Genomic DNA, 20,445 nt, shown 5'->3' with positions numbered 1-20,445 from the left:
TCACTCTGATTCTCGGTTTTTTACAGGTTTTATGAACCCCCATTCGAGCGTTTCTTCCAAGGTGCTGTAATAGATAAGGAAATTTGATGTTGACAGCGCAGGCTTATTATTACTTACTGGTCAGTAAATAAAGGTATGAAAATGCAACATGTAAATGTCATTTTGGAGACGCGGGGATCGGCGGCCTGGTTGCGCCTGAACAGACCCACCGAGTTGAACGCTCTTTCGCGGGACATGGTCTTGGAGCTTGGGGCTGCGCTTGAGCACATTCGTCGTGACGAAAAGCTGCGAGTTGTGGTGCTTACCGGCAGCGGCCGGGCGTTCTGTGCCGGTGCCGATCTCAAGGCGGTGCAAGCGGGTCTGTCACAGGAGCGGTCGGAAGACGGTGATTTCCTCGATGCCGTAGCCGAGGTTTTTCAGACGCTCCGTAATTATCCCAAACCTGTCATTGGTGGCCTGAACGGGGTGACCGTCGCCGGCGGACTTGAACTGGCCATGTGCTGCGACGTTCTGATCGCCGCAGAAAGCGCGAAGATCGGCGATGCGCATGCCAATTTTGGGGTCTTTCCGGGGGCCGGTGGCGCCGCTGTGCTTCCCTCTCTGATTGGCCTGCCGAACGCAAAATACCTGCTGTTTTCCGGCCGCAGTCTGCCGGCGTGCGATTGGTTGCGAATGGGGCTTGTCCAAGAGGTGGTTGCCGATGACGCGCTTGAGACCCACCTCGATGCCTTTGCTCAAAGCCTGGCCGACAAAAGCCCGCTCGTCCTGTCGCGCATGAAAGCGGTCGCCAACGCGTCCGTCGAGATGTCGCAAGCCGAAGCTCTGGCCTGGGAATTGTCGGTCCTGCGCGACCACCTGACATCAAACGACGCTGCCGAAGGGCTGGCGGCGTTTTCGGAGAAACGCAAACCGGTCTTTGCCGGAAACTGATGAGGACCAAGATGGACAAGGTTTACATAACCGGCGTGGCGATGACGCGCATGGGACGCCTGGACGGGGCGACCGTGAAGTCGCTGTCCCGCGAGGCCGTCACCGGGGCCCTGGCTGATGCCGGGATTTCCGCCGGTGCGGTTGAAGCCGCCTATTTTTCGAACGCCACACAGCGGCATCTGGAAGGCCAGTTGATGATCCCGGGCCAGATCGCCCTGCGCGATATGGGAATCGAGAGCATTCCGGTTGTGAACGTCGAAAACGCCTGCGCCAGCGGATCGACCGCCCTGAACCTGGCGGCGCAGTTTCTGAAGGCAGGCGAAGGCGATGTGGCGCTGGCCGTCGGGGCCGAGAAGATGTGGACTGGTGATAAAGCCAAGATGTTCAGCTTCTTCGACTCGGGCTGGGAACTGGCGACTGCCGAGGAGAATGAAAAACAACTGCTGGCGCTGGGACATGGGATCGATCTGCAGGAAGGCAGCGAGTCCGAAAAACCCTATTCCGTTTTCATGGCCGTCTACGCCGCCTTTGCCCGCGCGCATATGCGCCTCTTTGGGACGACACAGGCGCAATTCGCGGCCATCGCGGCCAAGAACCACATGCATTCGGTGGAAAACGACAAGGCGCAGTTCCGCGATCCCTACACTGTTGGCGACGTGCTGGGCGCGCCGCCGATCACCTATCCGCTGACCCTGCCGATGTGCGCCCCGATGAGCGATGGCGGTGCTGCGGCGGTGCTGATGACCGAAGCGGGCATGAAGCGCCACGGCATTTCCCGAGACCGCGCCATCGAGTTGCGTGCCAGCGTGATCCAGACCGGTTCGGACCGGGATGGCGACGACTTTGAAAACCATCTGACCGCTAAGGCGGCCCGGCGCGCCTATGAGAAGGCCGGGCTTGGGCCCGAGGACGTCTCGGTCGCCGAGGTGCATGACGCCACTGCTGTGGGCGAGCTGATCCAGATCGAAAACCTTGGTCTTTTTCCCTTTGGTGAGGGCGCGGCAGCCTCCGAACGTGGCGAGACCACGATTGGCGGGCGTGTGCCGGTCAACCCGTCGGGTGGGCTGGAGTGCAAGGGCCACCCGATCGGCGCCACCGGTCTGGGGCAGGTCTATGAGCTTGTCAGCCAGCTGCGCGGCGAATGCGGCACGCGCCAGGTCGAAGGGGCAAAGGTGGCAATTGCAGAGAACGGTGGTGGGCTGATCGGGATCGAAGAGGCCGTGGCCTCGGTCCTGATTCTGGCACGATAGGAGAGCGAGATGTTCAAGACCGAAGAACAGACAATGGCCTGCGACATGCTGCGTCGCTTCCTCGATGACCAGATCGAACCGGAATACCTGAAGGTCAAGGATGCGCCGTTTGAAAAAGAGGTGATCCAGGGGTTCCTCACGCAACTGTCCGAATTCGGCCTGACCTCGGCCCCCCATCCCGAAGAGGCGGGTGGCATGGGGCTCGATTGGTCCACGCACCTGATGCTATTCGAAGAGGTCGGCGTCACGGCGATGGACATTGCGTTGCCGATCCTAATCAACGTGGTGGGCGCCGACCTTTTGCTTCGCCTTGGAACCGATGAACAACGCGCGCGCTATATCCCACAGCTTCTGGCGGGTGAGACATCCGTGGCCATCGGCATCTCTGAGCCGGGTGTCGGCTCGGACGTGGCGGCGGTCAAGACACGCGCCCGCAAGGATGGCGGCGATTGGGTGATTTCGGGCGAAAAGACCTGGATTTCGAACGGGCGTTTCGCCGATTTCCTGATCTGCACCTGCAACACCGGCGAGGGGTTGACGCATATCCTGGTCGACCGCAAGGAACACGGGTTCGAAACCCGCGACATCCCCAAGATCGGCCTCAATGCACAGTCGACCTCGCAGGTCTTCCTCGATGAGGTGCGGGTGCCCGTTGAGAACACCATCGGCGCCGAAGGGCGCGGGTTGCAGCAGACGCTGGTCGTGTTCGAACGCGCGCGGGTGCATATGGCGATGTGGGGCATCGCGCTGGCGCGCCGGGCGCTTGAGGAATCGATCCGTTACGCGCAAGAGCGCAACCAGCATGGCAAGCAGATCGCCGGGCATCAGATGATTGCCGACAAGATCGCCACCATGGCAACCGAGATCGACGCCGCGCGCCTGCTGACCCATCGTGCCGCCGGCATGATCGACCGCGATGAACGCTGCGACACGGAATGCGCCATGGCCAAGTGGTACGGCACCGAGATCGCGGTGAACGCCACGCGGCAGGCGGTGCAGATCCATGGCGGCAACGGCGTGACCCGCGAGTTCATCGTCGAACGCCTGGCCCGCGAAGCCATCATCGGGCCGATCCCGGACGGGACCACAGAGATTCAGAAACTGCTGATCGCCCGGTCCCTGACCGGTGTGGCGGCGTTCAAATAGGGGCCCAGGTCATGAAGATAGAAGGCAAGACCATTATCGTGACCGGCGGGGCCTCGGGACTTGGTGCTGCGACGGCAGAATACCTGCACGGGCTGGGTGCACAGGTGGCCATGTTCGACCGCGACATGGAACAGGGCACCGCGCTGGCCGACCGTTTGGGCGCGGACCGGGCCATGTTCCGGCAGGTGGATGTGACCAGCGACGAGCACGTGTCCGAGGCCATCTCGGCTGTGGTCGACCGCTTTGGCGCGCTGCATGTCGCCATCAACTGTGCCGGTGTGGTCAGCCCGATGAAGGTGGTCGACCGCGAGGGCGCACCTGCGTCTCTCGATGCCTTTCGCCGCACGGTCGAGATCAACCTTGTGGGCACGTTCAACGTGATGAGCCAGGCCGCCGCGCGGATGCTGGAAAACCCGCCCGAAGACGGGGAAGAGCGTGGCGTGATCGTCAACATCTCGTCCGGGGCGGCCTATGAAGGCCAGATCGGGCAGACTGCCTATGCCTCGTCCAAGGCCGGTGTGATAGGGCTCAACCTGCCTGCCGCGCGCGAGCTGGGGCCGAAAGGCATCCGTATCAACGCCATCGCGCCGGGACTGTTTGGCACACCGATGGTGATGAGCCTCGGAGATGAGGTCGTCGCCTCGCTCGAAGAAAGCGTCGAGGCCCCCAAGCGGGTGGGCCGGATGGAAGAATTCGCCCATGCCTGCGCTTTTCTGATCGAAAACAGCTACATGAACGGCGCGACCCTGCGTCTGGATGCCGCCACGCGGCTGCGGGCGAGGTGACGAGATGCTGACACGCAACGGTCCCCTCAAAGGTGTTCGGGTCATCGAAATGGCCGGGATCGGGCCTGCGCCCTTTGCGGCCATGCATCTGGCCGACATGGGCGCCGAAGTGGTGCGGATCACGCGCCCCGGTCAGGCTTTCCCCTTGCCGATCGATGAGAAACACAACCTGTTCAATCGCTCGCGGCGCAGTCTGGTGCTCGATCTGCGGCAGGCAAATGATGCTGAAAAGCTCTGGGGGCTGATCGAGCGGGCCGAGATTCTGATCGAGGGCTTCCGCCCCGGCAAGATGGAGAAACTCGGATTCGCTCCAGAGGCGGTTCTGGCACGCAATCCGGCGCTGGTCTATGGCCGCATGACCGGATGGGGACAGACCGGGCCGCTGGCACAGGCTGCCGGGCATGATCTGAACTATGCCGCGATCACGGGCGCGGTTCATGGGCTGGGCGAGGCCGACCGGCCCCCGCCCGCGCCAATGAACCTGATTGCCGATCAGGGTGGTGGCGCGATGATGCTGAATGTCGGCATCCTCGCGGCCCTGACCCATGCGCGCGCAACCGGCGAGGGTCAGGTGGTCGACGCGGCCATGTGCGATGGGGTCAACCTCTTGATGACCATGCAACACGGGCTGGCGGCCGGTGGGGCCTGGAGCGGCGAGCGCGCTGGCGATTTCATCAATGGCGGGGTGGCGTGGTATCGTTGTTACGAAACCGCCGACGGAAAGTTCATATCCATCGGCTGTGTCGAGCCACAGTTCTTTACCGAATTCCTGCGCCTGACCGGGCTGAGCGATGATCCGCGTTTTGCCGACCAATATGCGCCCGAGGCGCAGCCGGCCATGCGCGAGGCCCTGACCGAACTGTTCCTGACCCGGACACAGGCCGAATGGTGCGAGGTGCTGGAAGGCAGCGATGCCTGCTTTGCGCCGGTGGTGCCACTGGCCGAAGCTGCCACACACCAGCACATCCGGGCACGCGAGATCTTTGTCACCGTGGACGGCATCGAAATGCCCGCCCCGGCCCCCCGATTCTCACAAACCCCGCCAGACATTCCGACAACCGGTGACGCCGGTTTCGTCGAAATGAACGAAATCCTAGAGCATTGGAGGGCCGCCATATGACCGGTCTGAGTTTCGCCGACGCCATACAGCTTTTGCTGGTCGGCCTGTCACAGGGCTGTCTCTACAGCCTGATCGCCATCGGCCTGGTGCTGGTCTACAAGGCTACCGAGCAGGTGAACTTCGCCCAGGGCGAGTTCATGATGCTGGGGGCCTTTGTAGGCTATCAGTTCATCGTGCTTTGGGGGTTGCCTTATTGGCTGGGGGCCTTGCTGACGCTCGTGTTCATGGGCGGGTTCGGTTACGGGGTCGACGCGCTTGTTGTGCGGCGGCTCACCGGGCAGCCGGTGTTCACCGTTTTTATCCTGACGCTGGCGCTGGGAATTGCACTGCGCGCCGTGGCCGGGATTGTATGGGGCTTTGGCAACTATTCGCTGCCTGCCCCGGTTGAGGGCAATCTGACGCTTGGGTCGGTCATCATTGGCTGGTCCAGCGTTCTGGCGATCCTGGTAACCGCCATCGTGGCCAGCGGGCTTTACGCCTTCTTCCGCTATGCCCGCCAAGGCGTGGCGATGCAGGCCTTGTCCTTGAACCAATTGGCGGCCTTTTACATGGGCATCCCCGTCAAGCGCCTGACCTCGTCCATCTGGGCCATGTCCGCAATCTTCGGCGCCATCGCCGGCCTGCTCCTGGGCCCGGTCACGCTGGTCTCGACGCAGATGGGATTTGTCGGCTTCAAAGCCTTTGCCGGCGCCATTGTCGGCGGGTTCGGATCGATCCCCGGCGCCGTTCTGGGCTGTTTGCTGATCGGCGTGACCGAGCCGTTCTTCGACATCATGTTCCCGACGTTCAAGGGCATCGGCGCCTATCTGATCATGTTCGTCGTGCTGCTGATCCGGCCCGAAGGGCTGCTGGCACAAATCTACGCAAAGAAGGTATAGGCTCATGCGCGTTCTTTTCCGCAAATCCTACAAGCAGGACATCCGCCTGTTTCGCGACCGCACACAGGCTTTCTGGTATCTGCTGTTCTTGTGTATCGCGCTTGCCGCCCCGCTGTTCCTTGACGGCTACTTTCTGGACGAATTGTCGTTTGTCTACATCTATGCCATCGCCGGCCTGGGTCTGATGATCCTCACCGGATTCTCGGGACAAGTGAGTTTCGGGCAGGCCGCCTTTGTTGCCATCGGCGCCTATGCTCATACCATCCTGCTCAGCCGCTACGGCGTGCCGTGGATCCTGTCGCTGCCCCTGGCGGCGCTGATCACTGGTTTGGTCGGGCTGGCCATCGGGCGCATCTGCGGGCGCATGCATGGCTTGTATCTCGCCATCGCTACGCTTTCGATTGCTATCGTGACCGAACGGCTGATCGGCGGCGGCGGCGATTTTACCGGCGGACATCGTGGCCTGCCGGTTCCGGGCATCGACATCTTCGGCATCGCCATCGACCAGAGCTGGAAGACCTACCTGTTAAATCTCGCCCTGTTTGTCGGCGCCATTCTGATGACGCGCAACCTGTTGCGCACACGGTCTGGCCGCGCCCTGATCGCGATCCGCGACAGCGAAGTTTCGGCCCGTTCGCTGGGCACGAATGTGGCCTTCTACAAAGCCTATGCCTTCTTCCTGTCGGCGGTGTTCGCCGGTCTGGCTGGTGGGCTTCTGGCGCATGCGTTCTACTACATTACACCGGAAACTTTCGGCATGGGTGAGAGCATTCGCCTGCTTCTTATGATCGTTGTCGGTGGGATCGGCACCATCCACGGGGCCATCTTCGGCGCGTTCTTCATCGTGCTGCTGCCCACCGTCCTGAGTTGGGTCAAGGTGCTGCTTCCCGGGGCCATAGCCACATCCGGCGGGTTCGACAGCCTCGCCTTCGGGATGATCCTTCTTGGCTTCATCCTGTTCGAACCTGATGGGCTCTATGGCCGCTGGGTCAAAATCCATCACTATTTCAACGTCTTCCCGATGTACAAGCGCCGCAGCTTCCAACGTCAGAAGACCTTCCTCAAGACGGAGCGTCTGAAATGAGCTGGCTTGAAGTCGAAAACGTGTCGCTGGCATTCGGTGGGCTGAAAGCCGTCGATAACCTGAGCTTCTCGGTGGAACCGGGCAAGGTATTCACCATCATCGGTCCCAATGGTGCCGGCAAGAGCACGGTGTTCAACCTGATCTGCCGCATCTATGACCCGCTGGAAGGCGATATCCGCTTTGGTGGCGAAAGCCTGCTGGGGGCCAGGCCCCACGAAGTGATCAACCACGGCATCGCCCGCACCTTCCAGAACATCGAATTGTTCGAGCATGCCTCACTTCTGGACAACCTGTTGATCGGCCGGTTCCGGCATGGGCGGTTCTCGCCGCTGAGCGAGCTGTTCTTCCTGCCCGGCCAATTACGCCAGGAACTGGAGCACCGCCGCAAGGCGGAAGAGGTTATCGAGTTTCTCGATCTCGAAGGCTACCGTCACGCCCGCGTCGCCGACCTGCCTTACGGCGTGCGCAAGAAAACCGAGATGGCGCGCGCGCTGGTCGCCAGCCCCGAGATCCTGTTGCTGGATGAGCCCTCCAGCGGGCTGACCACCGAGGAAACCGACGACACCGCCTTTGTGATCGAAGACATCCGCGAGGATCTGGGCATCACCGTGGTGATGATCGAGCACGACATGAAGCTGGTGAACAAGGTCTCGGACAAGGTTCTGGCAATCAACGAAGGCCGCTTCCTGGCCACCGGCAGCGCCTCGGAGGTGCAGGACGACCCGGATGTGCAGGCAGCCTATCTAGGGGGGGAAGCGGCATGAGCGAAGTTCTGAAAGTCCGCAATGTCGAAACCATGTATGGCCGCGTCATGGCGATCCGCGGTGTCAGCCTTTCGGTGCGCGAAGGCACCGTGGTCACGGTCATGGGATCGAACGGCGCTGGCAAGACCACTATCCTGAAAACCATCTCGGGGGCGCTCGACCCGTTCAAAGGTGAGATCACATTCAAGGGTAAGGCCATTACCGGCCTGGATCCGGATGTGATTGCCCGCACCGGTGTGGCCCATAGCCCCGAAGGACGCGAAGTGTTTGCGCTTTTGTCGGTGAAAGACAACCTGATGATGGGTGCCTATTGCCGCAAGGACCGCGACGAGGTGGCGCGCGATTTCGAAAAGGTGCTGGGCTGGTTCCCGGTCCTGCGCGAATTTCTCGACAAGCAGGCGATCTACCTGTCGGGCGGGCAACAGCAGATGGTGGCCCTTGGACGCGCCTTCATGGCACGGCCCAGCCTGATGCTGCTGGATGAGCCGTCGCTGGGTCTCTCGCCCCGGCTGATTTCCGAGATTTTCGCAATCATCAAGCGGATCAATGTCGAGGAAGGCATGACGATGCTGCTGGTGGAACAGAACGCCAGCGTCGCGCTTCCGGCCGCCGATTTCGGCTATGTGCTGGAAACCGGGCGGATCGTCATGGAAGGCGAACGCGACGTGCTGATGAACAGCGCCGATATCCGCGAATTTTACCTTGGCATCAAGGCCGACAGCGCGCGGGGCGACCGCCGCTGGAAAGCAAGGAAGACATGGCGATGAACGACATCTCTACACAAAACTGGACCCCGCCCGTCTTTGAAATCGACGGCTGCGACACACTGCCCAAGCTGTTTCGGCAGAACTGCCGGAAATTCGGGTCTGCGATCGCGATCCGCGAAAGGGATTTCGGCATCTGGGAAGAATACACCTGGACCGACTACTATCACCGGTCCCGGCAGGCAGGTTGTGCGCTGATGGCCTTGGGGGTCGATGCCGGCGACGTCGTGGCGATCATCAGCGAAGACAACAAGGAATGGGTGTTTTCCGATCTCGGCATCCAGTGCATCGGCGCGGTCACCCACGGGCTCTACCCGACCTTGCAGGAAAAACAGGTCGCCTATCAGCTCAACGACAGCGGCGCCAAGGTGTTGTTCGTCGAGGACGAGGAACAGCTCGACAAATACCTGCTGGTACAGGACGAGCTGCCGGGGATTGAAAAGGTCGTTGTCTACGACATGGAAGGCCTGCGCCGCTTTGAGCATGACAAGGTCATGGGATGGGAGGCATTCCTTGAACTCGCCAATGACAGCGACGCAAGCATTCAGGCCGCGTTCGAGTCGCGCTTGGACGCCGGCAAAGGCGAGGACATCGCCACGCTGATCTATACCTCGGGCACTACCGGCGCGCCCAAGGGCGCGATGATCTCGCACCGGTTCTTTCTGGCGCAGGCCGACAACCACCCGGAAATGCCGCTGGGCCCGGGTGACGAGATCCTGACCTTCCTGCCGCTGTGCCACGCCGCCGAGCGCATCATCTCGGTCGCGACCCCGATCCGGCATGGCATCACCATCAACATTGCCGAGAGCGGCGAGACCTTTAACGCCGACATTCAGGAGGTGGCCCCGACTTTTATCTTCGCGGTGCCACGGGTGTGGGAGAAGTTCTATTCCCGCATCAGTTTCATCATGAATGACGCCACCGCCTTTGGACGCTTTGCCTATACGCAGGCGCTGAAAGTGGCCGAACGCCGGGCAGATCTGCTGGCTGCGGGCAAACAGGTGCCGCTGGGCCTTTCCCTTTTTCACCGAGCGATCGATTTCCTTGTCCTGCGCAACATCCGCGTGGAACTGGGTCTGGCACGGGCGCATACGATCGTTTCGGGCGCCGCGCCGATCTCGGCCCGACTGCTTCGCTGGTTCAATGCGCTCGGCGTCTCTGTGCAGGAAGCCTATGGACAGACCGAGACTGGCATTGTCACTGCCACGGTTCCAGGCCAATCGCCCATCGGCTCGATCGGGCGGGCCATGCGCGGCGTCGAAGCCAAACTGGCCGAGGATGGCGAGATCCTGATACGCGCGCGGTCAAACTTCTCTGGCTACCTGAGCCAGCCGGAAAAGACCGCCGAGACCATGGTGGATGGCTGGGTGCATACCGGCGATGTCGGCAAGATGGACGACAATGGCGATCTGACCATTCTGGACCGCAAGAAGGACATCATCATCACCGCCGGCGGCAAGAACATCACGCCGTCGCAGCTGGAAAACGAGCTGAAATTCTCGCCCTACATCTCGGACGCTGTGATCATTGGCGACAAGCGCAAGTACCTGACCGTGCTGATCATGATCGACCAGGAAACGGTCGAGAAATACGCGCAGGACAAGCGCATCCCGTTCTCGAACTACAAATCGCTCTGCGAAAGCGAGCCGATCATCGAGTTGATTGGCAACGAGGTGGACCGTGCGAATTCCGGATTTTCGCCGGTGGAACAAGTGAAGAAGTTCCGCTTGATCGACGTGCTTCTGACGGCTGAGGACGAGGAACTCACTCCGACGATGAAACTCAAACGCAACGAGGTCGAGCGCAAATACAAAGACCTCATTGAAACTATGTACTGAAACTTGAAAGGGAGGAAATCATGAAGAATTTTGCAACTGCACTGGCGCTCTCCGCGCTGGTCACCGGGGCGGCCATCGCTGGTCCGCAGGGCGTGACCGAAGATAAGATCACGCTTGGCAGCTATACCGATCTCAGCGGCCCGCTGGCTGTCTGGGGCGTACCTGAAGCCAACGGACTGCGCATGCGCGTGGACGAGATCAACGCCGCCGGCGGCATCCATGGACGCCAGCTCGAGATCGTGATTGAGGACATGCAATATCAGGTGCCGCGCGCCATTCAGGCAGCCAACAAACTGTTGCGCCGCGACAAGGTCTTTGCCATGGTCGGCGCGCTGGGAACACCAATGAACCTCGCGGTCATGCCGCAGCAGTTGGAGGCCGGCGTTCCTAACCTGTTTCCCATGACCGCGGCGACCGAGATGGCCGAGCCGCTGCATCCAATGAAATACGCCTTCTTCCGCAGCTATACCGAGCAGTTCCGAGCGGCGGTTGCCTATTTTCATGAGAACGGCGGGTTTGTGACTCCCTGCGTGTCGCAGATCGCCAACGAGGCGGGCGAGTCGATGACGCTTGGCGTCGAACAGCAGCTACATGAATACGGCATGGAGATCGTTGCAAAAACCGAGCATGCGGCCACAGAGACCGACATGGTGTCTTCGGTCACGACCTTGAAGAATGCAGGCTGCGACATCGTCTTCAACGCCGGCAGCGTCAAGGACACGATCTTGACCGTTGCCACCTCAAAGAAGCTCGGTTTCGAACCGATCTTCGTCACGGGCATGATCCCCTACATGGATGCCGTGGCCAAGGCGGCAGACGGTGCAATGGAAGGGCTCTATCTGGTTTCGCCCTTCGTCTTCGCCGATGTCGCGACTTCGGAAGGCGAGGCCAAACGCATCCTGGAAACCTATGCAGAGACCTATGGGACAAAAATGGAGCCGCAGGCGCAGTTGGGCTATATTTTCATCGATTTGCTGGCCGAGGCGCTTGAAGCGGCAGGCCCCGAACTGACCACCGAAGGCTTCTTGGCTGCGATCGAGGCGATCAATGGCTATGTCGATCCGATCGGCGGCCAAACAATCAGCTTTGGCCCCGAAGATCACCAGGGGGTGGAAACGCTGATTCTGGCCAGGGTTGAAAACGGCTCCTGGACCGTTGCAGCCCGGGGCCTCGACTACTAATCTCGCCAACATGTCGGGCGGGAAGTTCTCTCGCCCGGCGCACAATTTATAGTGAGGGAAATGTGCCTGCGATCCAATGGCATAAAAAGACAAAAGACGTCGAGGAACAGCAGGAACTTAAACGCCGCGCAGTTTTGGATGTCGCGGCGAGTCTGTTCTCGTCGGTCGGCTACAAGAAAACCTCGCTCGATGATATCGCCGCTGAACTGGATCTGACCAAGCCTGCACTGTATTATTACGCCCGCAACAAGGAAAACATCCTAATGCAGTGCGCACTGGTTTCCCTGGAAAGGGTCGGTCTGTGCTTTGACGCGGCCCAAAGGTCAACTGGCAATGGCCTTGACAGGGTTCATGTGTTTTTTCGTTCCTACGCTGCATTGGTTGTGAGCGATTTCGGTTCCTCATTGATGCGCGAGGCGCGCCGCAACCTCACGGGCAAGAATCAGGAAAAACTGCGCCAAACCTTGCGCGACGGTCAGGAATTCCTTGAAGAGGTCATCGAGGCAGGTATCAAGGATAAGTCAATCCGCGAATGCTCGCCTAAAAGGCTCGCCCAGGTTCTGTTCTCGGCCTTCAACCAGATGCCGGAGTGGTACGATCCCGACGGTCCGGAACCTCCCGAGGTTATTGCCAACCAGATCCTTGAACTTGTCAGCGATGGAATACGAGCCTAGCGCACCCAATGCTGTGTTTTTGCGCTCAATTTCGGCATACAACCAGACCAGTCACAGTCGGGATTTCGGAATGCCGGTTGATTGGGGGGCAATTCATTCGGTGAAATCTGACGAAGATCGTTGCCCTGCCCACATATGCACAGGAGTATCCGCTACCGGCCATTTGATTATGCCGAGGAATGCAAGACGTTTGATGCTTGGTTCAATAGGGATAGGATTTCCGGTCGTTCCGCTTCACGAGGGATGGCGTTCAGGTTTCGCGGCGATTTCCGGCAGTACCGAACGACCACATATCCCTGTCATGGAACGCGGTCTCAATTCGCCCGAACGTAGCTTCCCGGTGCCGGCTCGATGGATTTGTACTTTCCGCGGTTGACGGGCTTTCGAGGCTTGACGGTCTTGCCGTCTTTGGCCTCGAGCCAGTCCGCCCAGTAGGGCCACCACGACCCCGGCATTTCCGTGGCCTTGGTCAGAAAATTCGCTGGTTCTGGCGGATAGGTGTCGCTTTTTCTGAAACCGTATTTGGCACGTTCGGTCGGGGGGTTGATGACTCCGGCAATATGGCCCGAGCCGCCAAGGACAAATTCAACCTCGCCGCCGAGTATCTGCGTCGCTGGATAAATCGAGGTCCAGGGGGCGATGTGATCCTCGGACGTGGCAAGTACGAAAACCGGCGTTTCGATCTTGCTCAGATCGATCTTGACACCGTTCATTTCCAATCCACCGGGCTGGCGCAGCCGGTTCTCTAGATAGACCTCTTTGAGATACCAAAGCAGCATGGCCGCAGGCAGTCGTGTGGAATCCGAATTCCAATACAAAAGGTCGAAAGCCCGGGGTTTCCGACCGCGCAGGTAATTGGCCTCGAAGAACGACCAGATCAAATCGTTCTCGCGAAGCATCGAGAACATGTCCTGCAAGTGATAGGCTTCAAGATAGCCTTTCTCTTCCATATGCGCACGCAGGACTTCCAGCCGGTTTTCATCGACGAAGACGCCGATTTCGCCCACGTCCTTGAAATCGACCATGGTGGCCAGTGTCGTGGCGGAATTGACCCGGTCATCACCAATGGCTGCGAGGTAAGCCAGCGTTGCCGTCACCAGGATGCCACCAATGCAGAAACCGAGGATATTGGCCTTTTCTTCGCGGGTGATGTCGCGAATGGCATCAAGCGCGGCCAGCGGTCCGAGTTTCATGTAATCAGCAAAATCCTTGTCCGCGTGATCGCTGGTCGGGTTGACCCAGGAAATCACGAACACGGAATGCCCCCGATCCAGCATGTAGCGCACCAGGCTGTTCTTCGGCTGCATGTCCAGAATGTAGAACTTGTTGATCCAGGTGTCACTGTACCCTCATTAATCAGAATTGCCTTTAAAATTATCGTTTGTTTTCAGCGGCACGATGTACCCTTAATTTTCATATTGTACCGTTAATTGCCATACTGTACCCTTTATTAGCATACGGTCAGTTCTGTGGATAAGTGCTGACAGGAATAGGGCAGGGATTGGCGTGGTCAGCGAGCGTCTTGCAAAACATCGAGCAGCAGTCCTCCGTCCGATCCTGGAACTTGAGAAGAAGGGTGAGCCGATCAGTGCGGCAATCGGAGATGCTGCTTGGGAACTAGGTTTGGCGAAGAGCCACACCTGGTCGCTTTACCGCCGTTTGCGCGAGAACGATGGGCGGGCCGCAGCACTGGAACTCAGTCGCCGGGGGCCGAAACCGGGGTCGAAACGGATCGCGCGAGAAGTCGAAGACCTCATCGATGAACGCCTACGGCGCTATTATCTGGTCCGCGAACGCTCCAGCTTTCTGCGAATTTGGCGTGAGATCCGTTCGGAATGCGAGGCAAAGGGCTTCCAGCCACCGGCACGAAAAACGCTGAAAGCTCGGCTCGATGCAATGGACGAGAAAGAGATTGTTAGAAAGCGCCGTGGTGCCAAGGAGGCGAACAAGACTTTTGCGGCACGTCCGGGCCGGCTTGCGGTTGGAACGCCACTGGAAATTGTTCAGATCGATCACACCTTGGCCGACATCATTTTGGTCGATCACGTGGATCGGCGACCGCTTGCGCGCCCATATTTGACGGTAGCCATCGATGTTGCAACCCGGATCGTTCTCGGGGTCTTCGTCAGCTTTGATGCACCATCAGTTCTTTCGATCGCGCTCTGCCTCGATCATTGTGTGCGTCGGAAATCGATCCACGTCCCAGGGAAGCTGGAAGAATTGGTCTGGCCGACATCCGGCATCCCGAAGGCGATCCATGTCGATAACGCGCAGGAGTTCCACAGCGACGCCTTCTCATCGGCCTGCGAAGATTGGGGCATTGCCGTCGAGTACCGCCCGCCTGGTGCAACGCACTTCGGAGGTCATATCGAACGTTTGATCGGAACGGCCATGGGGGCTGTTCATGTTTTGCCCGGGACCACGCAATCCTCCGCTGCCGAGAAGGGCGATTATGACAGCGAGAAACATGCGGCTCTGACCCTGGCCGAGTTCGAGGACTGGCTTCATCTGGAGATTTGCCGCTACCACAATACCCGCCACGAAGCCCTCGGGCGAACGCCGCTGGCCGCTTGGGCTGACTTGGGCGGAGACACTGCGGGGCGGCAGGTTGTCGATGTCGAAGCCTTCCGGACAAGCTTCCTGCCTTTTGAGTTGCGCCAGCTCGGGCGCACTGGGATCACTCTCTTTGGGGTGCACTACTGGAGTGATGCCTTCGCGTCGTTGGTCGGACGGGGCAGCGGCAAGGTGCAGGTGAAGTACGACCCGCGGGACCTGTCGCAGGTCTGGGTTCTCGTCAATGATGGCCGCATGATCCCGGCTCGGTATCGGGATCTGAGCCACCCTCGGATATCGCTTTGGGAAAGTCGTCGGGCGCGGAAGGAATGGCAAGACAGGCATGGCGGTCGGATCAACGAGAAGGCCTTGTTCCAGGTGATCGACGCGCAGAGACGACTGGCCGAGGCGGCGCGTCAGAAGACAAGGACCGCCCGTCTGGAGAGCGAACGCGAGACGCGGCTTCCCAAGCACCAGCCGCGCCGCGATCCGTCCCGAGAAATGTTCGCCATCGACACTGGTAACCCAGACCTCCCCACTTATCCGATTGAAGAGTTTGATGACCCCAGAAGAAAGAATTGACCGCATCCGCAGCGATCATTGGATCGCATTCGACCGTGCCACGATTGTTCTCAACCGATTGACGTCCCTGATGGAAATGCCGCAGCAGAGCCGGATGCCTGGCCTGATGGTCTATGGCAGTTCCGGTATTGGCAAGACGATGATCGCCAAGCGCATGGCCAGCAAGTATCCGACGCAGTACAACGCAGAACTGGGCATCACGAAGACCCCCATCCTGCTGGTTCAGGCGCGGCCAGCGCCGGACGAGCGACGCTTCTACCAGCACATCCTTTCGACGATCGGGGCGCCGATGTGGGGGCGGCATACCGTGTCCGAACTTGAGGTCCGCGCGCTCAGTCATCTTCGGGATATGGACCTGAAGATGCTGATGATCGACGAGGTGCACAATCTGCTTGCCGGTAGTTACCGGGAGCAACGCCGGTTCCTGAACATGCTGCGGTTCTTGGCCAACGATCTCTGTGCCTCGCTTGTCGTTTTCGGTGTCAACGAAGCGCTCGAGGCCGTCCGCGGTGACGACCAACTGGCCCGTCGCCTGGACGAACACTACCTGCCGCTCTGGGAGGACGACGTGGAGTTCTCTCGGCTCATCCAAACGCTGATTGCCGCGATGGCACTTGAGCAGCGGTCGGGCCTCACGGTTGCGTCGCTTCGGACAATCCTGAAAGTGACGGGCGGTGTGACCTCGCGCGTGTTCATCATGATCAAGTCCTTGGCCATCGATGCGATCGAGACGGGTGAGGAGCGGATCACCGATGAGGCCGTTCAGGCCTGGCAGCCGGTATGGGCGAAGCATGCTTGGAGCATTCCGCGCCAACCCATCGCGGAGTTCGGGTGACCGTGAACCCATTGCCGCGTCGACCGCCACCGGTATCCGACGAGCTTCTCTCGAGCTGGATCGGGCGGTTGGCCCGGGCCAATCATTGTTCCGTCGAAGAGCTTTGCGGCTATCTCGGTTTGGGGCAGGGCAGGGTGCCGGAGCATGCGGGTGACCTTGGGCATGTGAACTGGGCTCGGCTATGTCCGGCGGTTCAGCAGACCCGGGATGAGATCGCGGCCATGACCCTCCCGGACACGACGCATCATCCCGCTCAATGCGTATCTAGCGATGACTTCCAAAGTTGCGCAAACTGCTCGAAACAAACCTCGGGACTGGTCCTGCGCCACTGGCGCTTCGCCTGGTCGCTGACTTGCGAAAACTGTGGTCGACCTCTTGTGGCGAGGCATCCGGCCGATGGTCTATCAAACAGGCTACGTGTCCGCGCCGCTCGGGGCGCGGCATTGCTGAAGACGGCGGTTGCCGCCGCCGATCTGAGGCACATGCAGCGGATCAGCCATACGCTGTGCCTCTTACAAGTACTTGAGTTGGTATACAGCGTGCCACTCACGTCGCGGTGTCAACTGGAGCGGTCAATAGCACTCGCAGCTGTCGATGTCTGCTCAGCCCGTCCATTATTGGGAGTGGCCATCTTGCTGCGCGGAAATGAACAAGCATTCTGGGATCTCCGACGCGCCTTTCCTCAGCGCAGACGTTTGATTGAGAAGGTGCGCAAGCTGTCGATGAACCTCGATATGCGACTTCCGCGAAGACGTCGGCAGGAAAGCAGTCCCGTTGACCGATCTGCCAGGGCGACGTCGCCCAAAAAGACGTCTGCGCAGGCCCTAGACGCTGCCCGTCAGGCCATCTCCGAGCTCGGTGCCGATGCAGATCGTCAAGCGCTTCTGGCACGAGCCGATGCAATCTGGAAGCGCCAAAGCTGTGTCAGCCACTGACGCAGCGCCCTGTGGATATATTGCAATTAAGGGTACAGAATCTGCCGAAAACGCTTCCAATCCGCAGAATCTGATTAATTAGGGTACAGTGACAGACGTGAAGTAGACAAGCGCGACACCTGCATCTCTGCAAAGACAATGAACCGGCGGGGCTACACCCCCGCCGGTTCTATCGTGTCGGAGAGCGGTGTCTGCTCCATCAAACTACTGAATCTGATTGAGGTCGATGTATGTAGCGACTTGGGATTCAGTCTACGGGTGCAACGGGCGCCGCGTGCAGAACGGAGATTTTGCAGGTTCTTCGGGAAGCAGTCGCGCCACCATGCTGCTGCAGCGAGGACCTGCGACACCAACATGGTCATGTATGGTGGCAACGTAGTGGAACGCGGAGCGACTGCACGGATGCTGGAAGATCCGCAGGGTGACTATACCAACTCGCTGATCTCCGGCGTCTCGCACCTGTCGCACTAGAGGCGGGGCCAACCCACGAGGGCGGGCCCCGCGACGGGTTACTGGCTCGGCGTCCAGGGGCGGTTGTACGCCCCCACGCGCCAGTCGCCAAATTCGACGAAGCGGGGATCTGAGCCCGTCTCCAACGCGGCGGCTGCCGTGTTCAGTGCCTCGGGTGTGACCTCTGGCCAGGTGCCGGTCTCGATCCGTTCGGCCAGAATTTCAACGATCACGCTGCTTTCCGCGGCCATGAATTCGCAGTGCCCGGTGCCCTGAACGAGGGCCTGCCGATAGTGGTCGGTGGTGCCGGCCTGTTCAACCAGCGCCTCGTACCCCTGCATCAGCGAATAGGGGATGGCCCAGTCTCCCAGCATGTGGATCCGTATGGCGGGCACTTCGAGCTCTCCGGTCGTGGTGCGTCCGTCCCCGGCCCAGAAGTCGAGCGCATAGTCCGACGCCGCAATCCGGGGTTCGGCGTCAATCGTCGCAAGGTCGGCCTGAAGGTCCAGATCGGCTTCGGCATAAAGCGCCTCGACCAGCTGTTTCATCGCCGGTGCGGCGTTGGCGTAGAACGCGGCGTAATCGACGCCTTCGTTGCCGGACAACTGCTGACCCGATGCCGCATTTTCGAAGAGCAGCCGCGCAGTGCCGCCGACATTGCCGGCATTGCGCATCGCCGATTTCACCACCATATCAGCCATCGCGGCGGTATCGGACGTGTCGGGCAGGTCGGTGCCCTCGACCATCCAGGGCGACCACTGGCCGATGGCAAAGGCGAGCGCCAGACGGGCGCGACCTTCGGGCGTTTTGCCCGCGTTTTCGATCGCGCTCTTCCACGACGCCCGGATGGCGTCGAGGTTACGATCGCCACCCGCGCCTGCGTTCGGCAGACCGGCCACCGTCAGATCCGAGGCCTGGCCCAGGCCCTGTGCCACGTAATCTTCCGCCAACAGCGCCCGCATCGCGAACCAGCCGTCCAGGAAACTGCTCATAATCCAGACCGGCGTATGGGCCGCAAGCACCACCGAGCCATCGATCTTGTCCGGGAAATCTTCGGCCGAGGCAAGGCTGTCCAGACCGCCGCCGGAGCATCCGTATTGCATCACCATGTCCGGCTCGCGTTCGAGCCGGGTGAAGGTGTCCTGAACGGTCTGGAGGTTCAAGATCTCGCGCTGCGGGTCGTATTGCCAGAGCCGCAAGGGATGGCGCGCCAGACCGGCAAAGGCATAGCCGCGCGCCAGCAGATCATCATAGCGGGGCGCGTAGCCCGGGACATGGATGAAGCTGGCGAAATCGAGATCACGCAGCAGGCGGCCGTTCCAGTTCTCGGGGACACGGATCAGCCACGTGGTACCGTCAGGCAGTACGCCACTATGCTCGCGGTATGGGGTTTTGTCCTGTGCCGAGACAGGAACAGCAAGACTGGCCGCAATCGCCAGGCAAAGCATCTTCGGCCCTGCCCGATATGAAAATCGAAACATGGTTCTCCTCCAGATTGTGTTTGGGAAGGCGCAGAGCTCCTCTCATCCCGCCATCCTGTCAATAAAAGTAGATGGCTAATTTTATGAGTGTCAAGTTCATATTTACGCAAGGTCAACGCGTTTTCTGAAATTGCGCCGATGATCAGCCCCACCTGAGTGGTCCGGTTTGATTGTTAGTGCATGACCGGTCTCGGGTCCATCGGGACGATGGTTTCCGGGGCGGGAGGGCGATAGCCCAAGGCACTATGTGGTCGTTTGGTATTGTAGTGGTTCCTCCATTGTTCGATCAGGATTTCCGCTTCCCGAAGGTTGTAAAAGACTTCTCCGTTGAGCAGTTCATCGCGGAACCTGGCATTGAAGCTTTCGCAGTAGCCGTTTTCCCAAGGTGACCCGGGCGCGATGTAAGCGGTCTTGGCGCCGACGGCCCTGATCCAATCTTGAACGGCCTCAGCCACGAACTCCGGGCCGTTGTCAGACCGGATGTAATCCGGCACACCCCGCATGATGAACAGGTCGCTCAAGGCATCGATCACGTCACCCGAGTTCAGCTTGCGCTTCACCTTTATCGCCAGGCATTCCCGGCTGTGCTCGTCCAAGATGTTGAGCGTCCGGAAGACCTTTCCGTCCTCCGTCCGGCAGTGGACAAAGTCATAGCTCCAGACGTGGTTGCGATACTCAGGACGCAGCCGGACACAGGATCCGTCATTCAGCCAGAGCCGTCCCTTCTTCGGTTGCTTCATTGGCACTTTCAGCCCCTCTCGTCGCCATAGGCGCTCGACCCGCTTGTCGTTCACCTCCCAGCCCGCATCTCTCAGCAAAGCCGCGATCCGACGATAGCCGTAGCGGCCATACCGCCGCGCCAGCTCGATCATGTCCGCGACCAGACGCTCCTCATCGGCACGGCCTTGCGGCACCTTCCTCTGCGTGGATCGGTGCTGACCCAAGACACGGCAGGCGCGTCTCTCGGACAGATGGAACCGGGTGCGAACGTGATCAATGCAGGCACGGCGGCGAGCGGGGCTCAGAAGTTTCCCTTTGCCGCCTCCTGTCACTGTACCCTCATTAATCGGGAGTGGACAGAACATGGGGGTCGTCGTCGGTGATCTGGCCTGTGCTAAGGTAAGCTCTTTGTATGGGGGGCTGCCATGGACGTACGGATTACAATCGAAACTACCTTCGACAACGGGGAGAAGCG

At 60.0% G+C, this 20,445-nt stretch carries 16 protein-coding genes and 2 pseudogenes; 15 read left to right on the top strand and 3 right to left on the bottom strand.

From position 1 onward, the window contains the following. Positions 1–141: 141 nt before the first annotated feature. From MK745_RS18995 to MK745_RS18940, 12 genes are all read left to right on the top strand, one after another. The gene (locus MK745_RS18995) at positions 142–930 is read left to right on the top strand and encodes an enoyl-CoA hydratase/isomerase family protein (protein WP_243614756.1); all 789 of its coding nucleotides are present in this window, start codon (positions 142–144) and stop codon (positions 928–930) included. Between the two features lie 11 nt (positions 931–941). Next, positions 942–2,180, top strand: coding sequence for a thiolase family protein (locus MK745_RS18990; RefSeq protein WP_243614755.1), 1,239 nt, complete (start codon positions 942–944; stop codon positions 2,178–2,180). A gap of 9 nt (positions 2,181–2,189) precedes the next feature. Further along, positions 2,190–3,326, top strand: a complete 1,137-nt coding sequence (locus MK745_RS18985; protein WP_093455116.1) for an acyl-CoA dehydrogenase family protein — start codon at positions 2,190–2,192, stop codon at positions 3,324–3,326. An 11-nt stretch (positions 3,327–3,337) separates the two neighbouring features. Further along, positions 3,338–4,111 carry an SDR family NAD(P)-dependent oxidoreductase gene (locus tag MK745_RS18980; protein WP_093455115.1) on the top strand — a complete coding sequence of 258 codons (774 nt, stop codon included), beginning with the start codon at positions 3,338–3,340 and terminating at the stop codon, positions 4,109–4,111. A 4-nt stretch (positions 4,112–4,115) separates the two neighbouring features. Then, complete coding sequence (locus MK745_RS18975) at positions 4,116–5,231, top strand: CaiB/BaiF CoA transferase family protein (protein ID WP_243614754.1); 1,116 nt, start codon at positions 4,116–4,118, stop codon at positions 5,229–5,231. Beyond that, positions 5,228–6,109 (top strand): branched-chain amino acid ABC transporter permease, encoded by an 882-nt coding sequence (locus tag MK745_RS18970; protein WP_093455114.1) that lies wholly within the window; start codon positions 5,228–5,230, stop codon positions 6,107–6,109. The genes MK745_RS18975 and MK745_RS18970 overlap by 4 nt, the downstream gene beginning before the upstream one ends. A gap of 4 nt (positions 6,110–6,113) precedes the next feature. After that, positions 6,114–7,193: a branched-chain amino acid ABC transporter permease gene (locus MK745_RS18965; RefSeq protein WP_093455113.1), complete on the top strand. Its 1,080-nt coding sequence runs from the start codon at positions 6,114–6,116 to the stop codon at positions 7,191–7,193. Beyond that, positions 7,190–7,957 (top strand): ABC transporter ATP-binding protein, encoded by a 768-nt coding sequence (locus MK745_RS18960; RefSeq protein ID WP_093455112.1) that lies wholly within the window; start codon positions 7,190–7,192, stop codon positions 7,955–7,957. Before MK745_RS18965 ends, MK745_RS18960 begins: the two co-directional genes overlap by 4 nt. Next, positions 7,954–8,724, top strand: coding sequence for an ABC transporter ATP-binding protein (locus tag MK745_RS18955; protein ID WP_093455111.1), 771 nt, complete (start codon positions 7,954–7,956; stop codon positions 8,722–8,724). Before MK745_RS18960 ends, MK745_RS18955 begins: the two co-directional genes overlap by 4 nt. After that, positions 8,721–10,559: an AMP-dependent synthetase/ligase gene (locus tag MK745_RS18950; RefSeq protein WP_243614753.1), complete on the top strand. Its 1,839-nt coding sequence runs from the start codon at positions 8,721–8,723 to the stop codon at positions 10,557–10,559. The genes MK745_RS18955 and MK745_RS18950 overlap by 4 nt, the downstream gene beginning before the upstream one ends. A gap of 20 nt (positions 10,560–10,579) precedes the next feature. Beyond that, positions 10,580–11,740, top strand: coding sequence for an ABC transporter substrate-binding protein (locus tag MK745_RS18945; protein WP_243614752.1), 1,161 nt, complete (start codon positions 10,580–10,582; stop codon positions 11,738–11,740). A 62-nt stretch (positions 11,741–11,802) separates the two neighbouring features. After that, on the top strand, positions 11,803–12,414 hold the full coding sequence (locus MK745_RS18940; RefSeq protein WP_243614751.1) for a TetR/AcrR family transcriptional regulator: 612 nt from the start codon (positions 11,803–11,805) through the stop codon (positions 12,412–12,414). 314 nt (positions 12,415–12,728) lie between these two features. On the opposite strand, the pseudogene MK745_RS18935 reads toward MK745_RS18940, so the two are convergent. Then, positions 12,729–13,748 (bottom strand): annotated as a pseudogene (locus tag MK745_RS18935) (PHA/PHB synthase family protein); the annotation flags it as partial. 289 nt (positions 13,749–14,037) lie between these two features. Here MK745_RS18935 and MK745_RS18930 point away from each other — a divergent pair. The 3 genes from MK745_RS18930 to MK745_RS18920 are packed head-to-tail and all read left to right on the top strand — an operon-like array spanning position 14,038 to position 17,319. Then, complete coding sequence (locus MK745_RS18930; protein WP_243614750.1) at positions 14,038–15,549, top strand: Mu transposase C-terminal domain-containing protein; 1,512 nt, start codon at positions 14,038–14,040, stop codon at positions 15,547–15,549. After that, positions 15,527–16,384, top strand: coding sequence for a TniB family NTP-binding protein (locus tag MK745_RS18925; RefSeq protein WP_243614749.1), 858 nt, complete (start codon positions 15,527–15,529; stop codon positions 16,382–16,384). Before MK745_RS18930 ends, MK745_RS18925 begins: the two co-directional genes overlap by 23 nt. Continuing rightward, positions 16,330–17,319, top strand: a complete 990-nt coding sequence (locus MK745_RS18920) for a TniQ family protein (protein WP_083545780.1) — start codon at positions 16,330–16,332, stop codon at positions 17,317–17,319. The genes MK745_RS18925 and MK745_RS18920 overlap by 55 nt, the downstream gene beginning before the upstream one ends. Before the next feature lie 509 nt (positions 17,320–17,828). Here MK745_RS18920 and MK745_RS18915 read toward each other — a convergent pair. Then, on the bottom strand, positions 17,829–19,250 hold the full coding sequence (locus MK745_RS18915; protein ID WP_243614748.1) for a hypothetical protein: 1,422 nt from the start codon (positions 19,248–19,250) through the stop codon (positions 17,829–17,831). 173 nt (positions 19,251–19,423) lie between these two features. Then, positions 19,424–20,287, bottom strand: a pseudogene (locus MK745_RS18910) (IS3 family transposase); the annotation flags it as partial. Positions 20,288–20,445: the final 158 nt, after the last annotated feature.

Origin of the sequence: Shimia aestuarii, from assembly GCF_022814865.1 — a bacterium.
GTDB lineage: Bacteria > Pseudomonadota > Alphaproteobacteria > Rhodobacterales > Rhodobacteraceae > Shimia > Shimia aestuarii_A.
The sequence above is the reverse complement of the archived record's forward strand: the minus strand, read 5'-3'. Positions and strand labels throughout refer to the sequence as shown.

Excerpts from the sequence above, each read along its gene's own strand:
- MK745_RS18995 (WP_243614756.1), top strand. The coding sequence starts at position 142 with ATGCAACATGTAAATGTCATTTTGGAGACGCGGGGATCGGCGGCCTGG.
- MK745_RS18990 (WP_243614755.1), top strand. The coding sequence starts at position 942 with ATGGACAAGGTTTACATAACCGGCGTGGCGATGACGCGCATGGGACGC.
- MK745_RS18985 (WP_093455116.1), top strand. The coding sequence starts at position 2,190 with ATGTTCAAGACCGAAGAACAGACAATGGCCTGCGACATGCTGCGTCGC.
- MK745_RS18980 (WP_093455115.1), top strand. The coding sequence starts at position 3,338 with ATGAAGATAGAAGGCAAGACCATTATCGTGACCGGCGGGGCCTCGGGA.
- MK745_RS18975 (WP_243614754.1), top strand. The coding sequence starts at position 4,116 with ATGCTGACACGCAACGGTCCCCTCAAAGGTGTTCGGGTCATCGAAATG.
- MK745_RS18970 (WP_093455114.1), top strand. The coding sequence starts at position 5,228 with ATGACCGGTCTGAGTTTCGCCGACGCCATACAGCTTTTGCTGGTCGGC.
- MK745_RS18965 (WP_093455113.1), top strand. The coding sequence starts at position 6,114 with ATGCGCGTTCTTTTCCGCAAATCCTACAAGCAGGACATCCGCCTGTTT.
- MK745_RS18960 (WP_093455112.1), top strand. The coding sequence starts at position 7,190 with ATGAGCTGGCTTGAAGTCGAAAACGTGTCGCTGGCATTCGGTGGGCTG.
- MK745_RS18955 (WP_093455111.1), top strand. The coding sequence starts at position 7,954 with ATGAGCGAAGTTCTGAAAGTCCGCAATGTCGAAACCATGTATGGCCGC.
- MK745_RS18950 (WP_243614753.1), top strand. The coding sequence starts at position 8,721 with ATGAACGACATCTCTACACAAAACTGGACCCCGCCCGTCTTTGAAATC.
- MK745_RS18945 (WP_243614752.1), top strand. The coding sequence starts at position 10,580 with ATGAAGAATTTTGCAACTGCACTGGCGCTCTCCGCGCTGGTCACCGGG.
- MK745_RS18925 (WP_243614749.1), top strand. The coding sequence starts at position 15,527 with ATGACCCCAGAAGAAAGAATTGACCGCATCCGCAGCGATCATTGGATC.
- MK745_RS18920 (WP_083545780.1), top strand. The coding sequence starts at position 16,330 with ATGGGCGAAGCATGCTTGGAGCATTCCGCGCCAACCCATCGCGGAGTT.
- MK745_RS18915 (WP_243614748.1), bottom strand. The coding sequence starts at position 19,250 with ATGTTTCGATTTTCATATCGGGCAGGGCCGAAGATGCTTTGCCTGGCG.